Origin of the sequence: Abyssisolibacter fermentans (assembly GCF_001559865.1) — a bacterium.
Taxonomy (GTDB): Bacteria; Bacillota; Clostridia; order Tissierellales; family MCWD3; genus Abyssisolibacter; species Abyssisolibacter fermentans.
In genome coordinates, this window is sequence record NZ_LOHE01000001.1 from 40,716 (window position 1) to 48,971 (window position 8,256).

6 protein-coding genes are annotated in these 8,256 nt (G+C 30.7%); all 6 read left to right on the plus strand.

Annotated features, from left to right (window positions below; all coding sequences use genetic code 11):
* Nucleotides 1-8: 8 nt before the first annotated feature.
* Nucleotides 9-299 carry a hypothetical protein gene (locus AYC61_RS00120; protein WP_066494858.1) on the plus strand — a complete coding sequence of 97 codons (291 nt, stop codon included), beginning with the start codon at nucleotides 9-11 and terminating at the stop codon, nucleotides 297-299.
* A 313-nt stretch (nucleotides 300-612) separates the two neighbouring features.
* Complete coding sequence (locus AYC61_RS00125) at nucleotides 613-1,275, plus strand: RHS repeat protein (protein WP_066494861.1); 663 nt, start codon at nucleotides 613-615, stop codon at nucleotides 1,273-1,275.
* A 47-nt stretch (nucleotides 1,276-1,322) separates the two neighbouring features.
* Nucleotides 1,323-4,514, plus strand: coding sequence for an RHS repeat-associated core domain-containing protein (locus AYC61_RS00130; RefSeq protein WP_066494865.1), 3,192 nt, complete (start codon nucleotides 1,323-1,325; stop codon nucleotides 4,512-4,514).
* 105 nt (nucleotides 4,515-4,619) lie between these two features.
* A complete protein-coding gene (locus AYC61_RS00135; RefSeq protein WP_066494869.1) occupies nucleotides 4,620-5,840 on the plus strand; it encodes a hypothetical protein in 1,221 nt (406 codons plus the stop codon).
* Between the two features lie 287 nt (nucleotides 5,841-6,127).
* The gene (locus AYC61_RS00140) at nucleotides 6,128-6,346 is read left to right on the plus strand and encodes a transposase (RefSeq protein WP_066494876.1); all 219 of its coding nucleotides are present in this window, start codon (nucleotides 6,128-6,130) and stop codon (nucleotides 6,344-6,346) included.
* 258 nt (nucleotides 6,347-6,604) lie between these two features.
* On the plus strand, nucleotides 6,605-8,256 hold a 1,652-nt coding region (locus AYC61_RS00145), incomplete at its 3' end, for an RHS repeat-associated core domain-containing protein (RefSeq protein WP_275935205.1).

An 8,256-nucleotide genomic window follows, 5' to 3' on the forward strand; every position in this document is an offset into this window, starting at 1 on the left:
GGATAGTGTTGAGAAAAATGTTTAAATGCCCTATATGTGGAGAAGAAACTATTAGTATTAAAGATAAGCGAAAGCTTGATTATCGCTTTAAAACTAAAATAAAATGTAGTAATTGTAATAGTGTGTTCAGACAATCATATATAGCTGCATTAGTATTGCTCTGTTTTGGATTAGTAGGTGTTTTAATCGTAACAAGAAACTTTAATTTAGTAATTAAGTGCATACTAATTATACTGCTATCCGTATTATATTTTTATGTTGATTTATATCTTGTACCTATAGTAAAGTATGATGAATGAAAATACCTACTGAGGCAATGTCATCAACCTAATAATACAAAAATTAGAAATTATACTTAAGGCTCCAAAACCTCCAAAAACAGGATGCAACCAGGTTCAATATCACCAGAAGGTGCACCCACTGGGTGATACCCAGTCGGGACGGTTCTGATTTAGATGACATAAGTGTCGATAATGATTAAATTAGGATACAAGGTACAACATTAATAAAAGTACGTCAGATTGATTTGTGAGTCTGACGTATTTTTGTATATAAATTGAAATAAACGTTGCAATAGAAAAAATATCACCAGAAGGCGAAACACTAAGCTATATGAAATACACAAAAAAAGGTATCCAAAAGAAAGTAGTAGATGGAATAAGATATCAAAGCAATGTAGAAGACTCAAAGGGTACAAGTTATGAATATGATGGACTTGGCAGAGTAACAAAAGTAACAAATCCATTAGGAGACAGCAAAGCATATAAATACAACCTACTAAATAATATCATAGAAGAAACAAACGAAAAAGGTCTAGTAACAAAATTTGAATATGATACAGTAGGTAACTTAACAAAAATAGAATTTTCAGATGGAAGTAAAGTTAAGTATGAATATGATTTAGCAAACAGAAAAATAGAAGAAGAAGATCAGCTAGCAAATGTAACAAGCTTTGAGTACAATGGATTTAACAAAAAAAGAAAAGACATAGATCCATATTTAAATACACAAGAATATAAGTACGACTTAGCAGGAAATCTAACAGTATTAGAAGACAAGAGAGGAAACAAAACAGAATTTAAATATGATGAAAACAACAAAATATTAGAAAAGAGACAGCCTGCATATGAGGATGGTAGTGGAAACATAGTATATATACTTAATCACTATACCTATGACGAAAATGGAAATCTAACAAAAGAAAGCATAGCAGATACAAAAGGTCTAGCTTCAAAAAGAGAAACAAAAACATATATGATGAAATTGGCAATCTAATAGAAAGAAAAGATGCCAAAGGCTACAAAACAAGCTATAAATATGATATGGCAAACAGGCAGATAGAAGCTACAGATCCAAATTCAGCAGACGAAGGAAAAGTAACATTAAAGATTAAATACAACATATTTGGAGAAAAAATAAGTGAGGAAGATGCACTAGGAAATATAACAGAGTATGAATATGACTCCATAGGAAGACTAATAGGAGTAACAGATGCGCTAGGTATAAAAACAAGCTACAGCTATGACAGAGCAGGAAACAAACTAACACAGACAAATGGAAAAGGAAAGACAAGAAAATACAGCTACAGCTCATTTGGAATATTGAAAACCTTAGAAGATGCAGAAGGAAAAATAGTAACATACACATATGATATAACAGGAAACACAGCACAAGTATTAGACAAAGCAGGAAACAATACAAAATACCAGTACAACTCTCAAGGACAGCTAATAGAAAAGAAAGTATTAGAGACAGGAGATTCAGTACAGTATGAGTATGATGTACTAGGTAACAAAACAAAAATGATAGACGAAACAGGAGAAACAACATATAGCTATGATGTACTTTCTAGGTTAGAGTTAATAACAAAAGACGGGCAAGGTTATATAACCTACAGCTATGACGAAGTAGGAAACATAGAAGAAATAACAGACAAGCTTGGGAATCGCGCGAGCTACACATATGACAAATCAAACAGAATGAAAGTCGTAGCATCAGGCACAAGTAGAGCAGAATATGAGTATGATGAAAACGGAAATAGAAGCAGGGTAACATATGTTGGAAATATAACAGAAGAATACAGCTATGACAAAAACAATAACCTAATAGACTTGACAAACAAAGTAGGAAGCACAGAAATATCACACTACAGCTACACATATGACTTAGCAGGAAGACAAACAAGCAAAACAGACAGCTTTGGGACAACAAGCTACAGCTATGACAAGGCAGGAAGAATAAAAGAAGTAAAAGCACCAGGAAAAACAACAAGCTATAGCTATGACAAAGCAGGTAACAGAAGAAGTCAGAGAGAAGAATATACATCAGCTCAGCCAAGTGGATACAAGCTGGTAAAAACAGGAGAAGACGTAACATACGTAGCAAAAGAAAGCCAATATATATATTCATCCTCAGACAAGCTGTTAAAATTAGTAGAAAAAATGTATAATAAAGAAGGAGAAGAAATCCTTAAAAAGTCAGTAGAATATATATATGATGCCAACGGAAACGAAATAAGACAAAAAGCAGACTATATACATCCACATGACATGACAATGATACAAAGCACCAAAGGAAACACACATGGAAAAGGAATAACAGGAAATATAAGCACATTAATAGAAAGAGAAGAAAAATACTATGATGGCTTTAACAGACTAGTAAAAGTAGATAAAATAACTAGTGGAACAAGAAACATAGTAACCTACAGATACAACGGAGACGGACAAAGAACAACAAAACAAGAGCAAAGCTCAAAAGACGGATATGTAACAAAGACAACAAACTACTATTACGACAGACAGCACGTGATACTAGAAACAGGAACAGAGACAGTAAGCTATGTGAGAGGAATAAACTATATATCAAGAAAAAGCAGCATAGGATTAAGCTACTATTTCTACAACGGACATGGAGACGTAGTACAAACAGTATCAGAAGCAGGAGAAATAAGGAACCAATATGATTACGACATATTTGGAAATCCAACACTAATAGTAGAAGAAGAAAAGAACGAGATAAGATACTCAGGAGAATACTACGACGAAAGCACAGGCTTATACTACCTAAGAGCAAGATATTACAACCCATACACAGGAAGGTTTATATCAGAAGACAGCTATTGGGGAGAGGATAGTAATCCGCTTAGTTTGAATTTGTACGTATACTGTTACAATGACCCAATAAGGTTTGTGGATCCTACGGGACATTATGGGGGAAGATCAGGAGAAAGAGATGACAGCTTGCTTTCAAGAAGTGAGCAAAAGAAAATAAAACAGCTTACAGATGCATATTTTCATGCTAAAACAAAAAAAGAGAAAGAAGAAATACACCAAAGAGCAAATAAAGTATGGGAAAATTCAAAGAAAAATTATAAACGTTCAGATTCATTTACAAAGGATGCAAATAAGCATTTAAAAACCCATAAACATTTTACTAAAGATAGCTGGGGAAATATAAGTAAAAAACATAATAGAATAGGTGGAGGAGCAAGACATTTAAAAGGAGAAGGTTCAGCAAAAGAAAGAGTAGATAGATTAGAGAGTGAAATAGATAGAAATATAGAGTATTCAGATTATATGATAGGAAGTAAAGAATATGAAGAAGATATGAAGATATATGCAAGTGAAACGTCTTATGGTAGTATGTTAAAAGCTTCAGTAAAAGATATAGCAATAGGAGGAGGTAATCCAGCATTTAGTAATTATGAAGGTATAGATAACATAGTTTATGAACGTATGAATAATGGAGAACACATAAGACAAGTACAGGAAATGTTACAAAAGCAAGGATATAACTTACAAACAGATGGAAATTTCGGACCAAATACAGAAAGAATTATTAAGAAATTTCAAAGAGATAATAATTTGAAAGTAAGTGGAAAAGTAGATGCTGAGACTTTTAAGAAGCTTATGGAAGAACCTAAAGATGATAATACAGATAAGCAAGAGGGTAGAATAGTAGAACGATTTAAAAAAATAGGTTTGAAATTTATAGACGAGTTAAATAAACAGCATAATGGAGAAAAATTTATACAACCAGTAAATATAGGTAGGATATCATCTGAATATGGACCTAGAATAAGACCAGGGAAAAAAACAGATAAGATAAAGGAGTTTCATGCAGGATTAGACATTGCAACTAAAATTGGAACTCCAATATATTCTATATGTGATGGAACAGCAGAAGTCAGATGTAAGAGTGTTAAAAAAGGATTTGGATATAGTGTAGTTTTGAAATTTGAGGGTGGTTATTGTAGATATGCCCATTTATCAAAAGAAACATTACAATTTTATGAAGGGACCAATAAAAAAATACATGTGAAACAAGGAGATGTAATAGGGTATACTGGTAATACGGGTTACAGTACAGGACCTCATTTGCATTTTCAGTTACACATATATAATGAGGAGGGTAGATTACTAAAATTTGAAGGGAAAAAAGTTCCAAGTTATAAAAAAGATGCTGTTGACCCTCAGAAATATATCAAATTTAAATTTGGAAAAAGTAAATAATTAGTTTAGAATTAATTTAAGAATTAGATATACTATAATATATCTAATTCTTGAATATTTATTATAAATCATATACATAGAAGGATTGAATTTAGGAGGATATTTATGAGTAAAAAAACACTTTTTTTAATAGGTATTATTTTTATAGTAGTAACTATAGCTATAGTGAACGTAAAAATTCAAAATATAGGAGATAAAACAGTTAAAGATGTAGAAAATGACATAGATGAACAGGCTTTTAGCCTAGACAATATATCTAGTTATAACTCGTTTATTAAAAAATCAGTTACAGGTAAATATATTTATAAAAAGTTCTATTCACCAGATTATAAGAATTGCTTTATTGCAAAAATAGGTTACACTGAAGATGATGACGATGCTAATACTTTATATTTAAATAATATAACAGATACATATTTTGAATTAATAGATAATATAAAGGATCCAGTTATATGGTTAAGTAACGAAAAAGTATTAGTTAATGGAGTGTATATATATAATATAGAGACTAAAACAATAGAAAAACATATAATGAAAGAAATTTTAGATGATAATCATTTAATTAATTATAGTTTAGATCACAAAAAAGAAAAAATAGCGCTATGTTTAACAGATAAATTAAACAATACTAAAGAGTGTAGCTATTTAATTTATGTCTATGATATAAAAAATGATTCATATAAAAAAATATATGAAAAGAAAAACGCAAGTATAGATTTAACACTAGCAAATTATTATATCGTATGGGATAAAAATAGCAATATTATTTTTGATAGTAATGATTTTAAAATAATGAAGTTTGATACGAAATTAAATACATTAAAAGATTATATAAAAGTAGATATAGACAAAGACATAGAATATATAGATAATCAACAAACTGAAGAAACTGATGAATATGGGGAACCGCCAATAACTGATAAAATGATGGGAATATCAAAAGATAATAAGTACATAAGTATAAGATCGGGGGAGGAACTTGTACGCATTATAGATACTGAAAATAACGTTGAAGTTGAAAGCAGTAGTGAAAATAGAATACCTTATTCACCTGATTTTTGTTGGATTAATACAAATGTGTTTGCTTATATAGTTAATTTCGTACAGAGTACTAATGAAATCCATATATGTAGTATTAACGATGGCGTATATAGTGTGAAATCAGTGATTGAGTGCGAAAAACTTAAAAAGGATAACAACTTCATATATAATTTAAGACTAGATAAAGACAAACTTATTTTTGATGTTGTAGAATTTTCATCACCTAGTTTTGAAACTATTGAAAAAGTTACTACTTATGAGATTATTTCAGACAAAGATAAATAAAAAACTAGAAACAAACAAGGGGACTACAGACTGTTTTAATGCAGTCTGCTACACCCATTGGGGCAATGTCATCAACCTAAGAATACAAAAATTAGAAATTAAATTTTAAAGAAAATTTCAAAAAACACTTGACTTTTCAAAAAAGCCCTAATAATCGATATGAATACCATTAAACAAGAGGACGGTTCGAGACTGCTGAAAAACACCTCCTATAATGTGTAAATGCGAAAAGCAAAAAGGATATTTCATATGAATGTCAAATTATATATACATGAAGGTGTTTTTATATGCTTAAAACAGAATATAAACAACAAAGCATATATTCAATAATATATAATAAAATACCAGATGATCATCTGCTAAAACAAATAGATAGAGTAGTAGATTTTAGTTTTATCAATGAAATGTTTAGAGATAGCTATTGTAAATACTATGGAAGACCAGCAAAAGAACCAGAAATGAGGTGTATAATATGCATAATGCAACTATTAATAGAAGATTATTAATAATTTTCATACTTTGTACAAACAAGGGGACGGTTCATCCGTTTGGTCAAATTTGGATTAATTTATACTTATGCCGAGTCAAAATGATACTGATTTGGGTGACGAAGGTGTCGATAATAATCAAATTAGGATAAAAGCTACATTATTAATAAAAATACGTCAGATTGATTTGTGAGTCTGACGTATTTTTGTATAAATATTAATCTTAACTACCTACAGCTACGTATATTACCTAAACTGTTAAAATTAGTAGAAAAAATGTATAATAAAGAAGGAGAAGAAGTCCTTAAAAAGTCAGTAGAATATATATATGATGCAAACGGAAACGAAATAAGACAAAAATCAGACTATATACATCCACATGACATGACAATGATACAAAGCACCAAAGGAAACACACATGGAAAAGGAATAACAGAGGAAATAAGCACGTTAATAGAAAGAGAAGAAGAATACTATGATGGCTTTAACAGACTAGTAAAAGTAGATAAAATAACTAGTGGTACAAGAAACATAGTAACCTACAGATACAACGGAGACGGACAAAGAACAACAAAACAAGAGCAATGCTCAAAAGACGGATATGTAACAAAGACAACAAACTACTATTACGACAGACAGCACGTGATACTAGAAACAGGAACAGAGACAGTAAGCTATGTGAGAGGAATAAACTATATATCAAGAAAAAGCAGCATAGGATCAAGCTACTATTTCTACAACGGACATGGAGACGTAGTACAAACAGTATCAGAAAATGGAGAAGTTAGAAACCAATATGATTACGACATATTTGGAAATCCATTATTAACAATAGAAGAAGAAAAGAATGAAATAAGATACTCAGGAGAATACTACGACGAAAGCACAGGCTTATATTACCTAAGAGCAAGATATTACAATCCATACACAGGAAGATTTATATCAGAAGACAGCTATTGGGGAGAGGATAGTAATCCGCTTAGTTTGAATTTGTATACTTATTGCTATAATGATCCATTAAGGTTTATAGATCCGAGTGGTCATAGAGTAATGGCTTGTGAATCAGGTGGAGATACATCAAAAGCAATAGATAAGATAGTAGAAGAATTAGATAAGTGTAAGAAAAAATGGAATAAAGAAAATGAAAGTCGAACATATGAAGAAAGGTTAAAAGGTAAATCAACATGGACAAAGGCTCAGCATAAAGCTCATGATAGGGCAAATAGTCTAAGGGAACAATTGGCTAAATTAGATACAGAAAATAAAGAAATGGTTAAGGAATTAGTAGAAAGAGAAGGAAGAGCAGAAGGATATGAAGGGCAATATGAAAAGTATCAAGCAAAAAGACACCTTGATAAAATTTCTAGAAAGTCAAAAAAAATACAGAACAGACAAAATGAACAATATAAGGAATTAAATCAAACATTTTTTGGATATAAAGGAAAAGCTAAAGAGTTTCTAAAAGAGCTTCAAAATATGGATAAAGTAACAAAGGAAGAATATAATAAGCTGATTAAATTAAATAAAATGATTGAATATGCAGAACAAAAAGGTAGGAATGTATTTGAGGAAGAAGTAGAAGTAAGGGAGGAAGATTATAAGAAAAAATATCGAGATGGTACAGAATATGATGAACGAGATTTAATATTAAATCAACTCAATGGTAAGTATTGGGAAACATATTTATATACGAATACCTTAAAATGTATTAGCTCAGAAACTGAATATGAAGGCATACCATTATATAGAGGATTTTCAAATGGTGAGGTATATTGGGATGAGCTATACAATGCTCCAGAATGGAAAGACACGACATTACCAGAATACATTAACTTAACAGGTGGAATGAGGTATATAATGCTTCACCACCAGACAAAACAAGAAAAGCAAGAATTGATGGCTCAAGCAGTAGGTCTAACATTTACAGC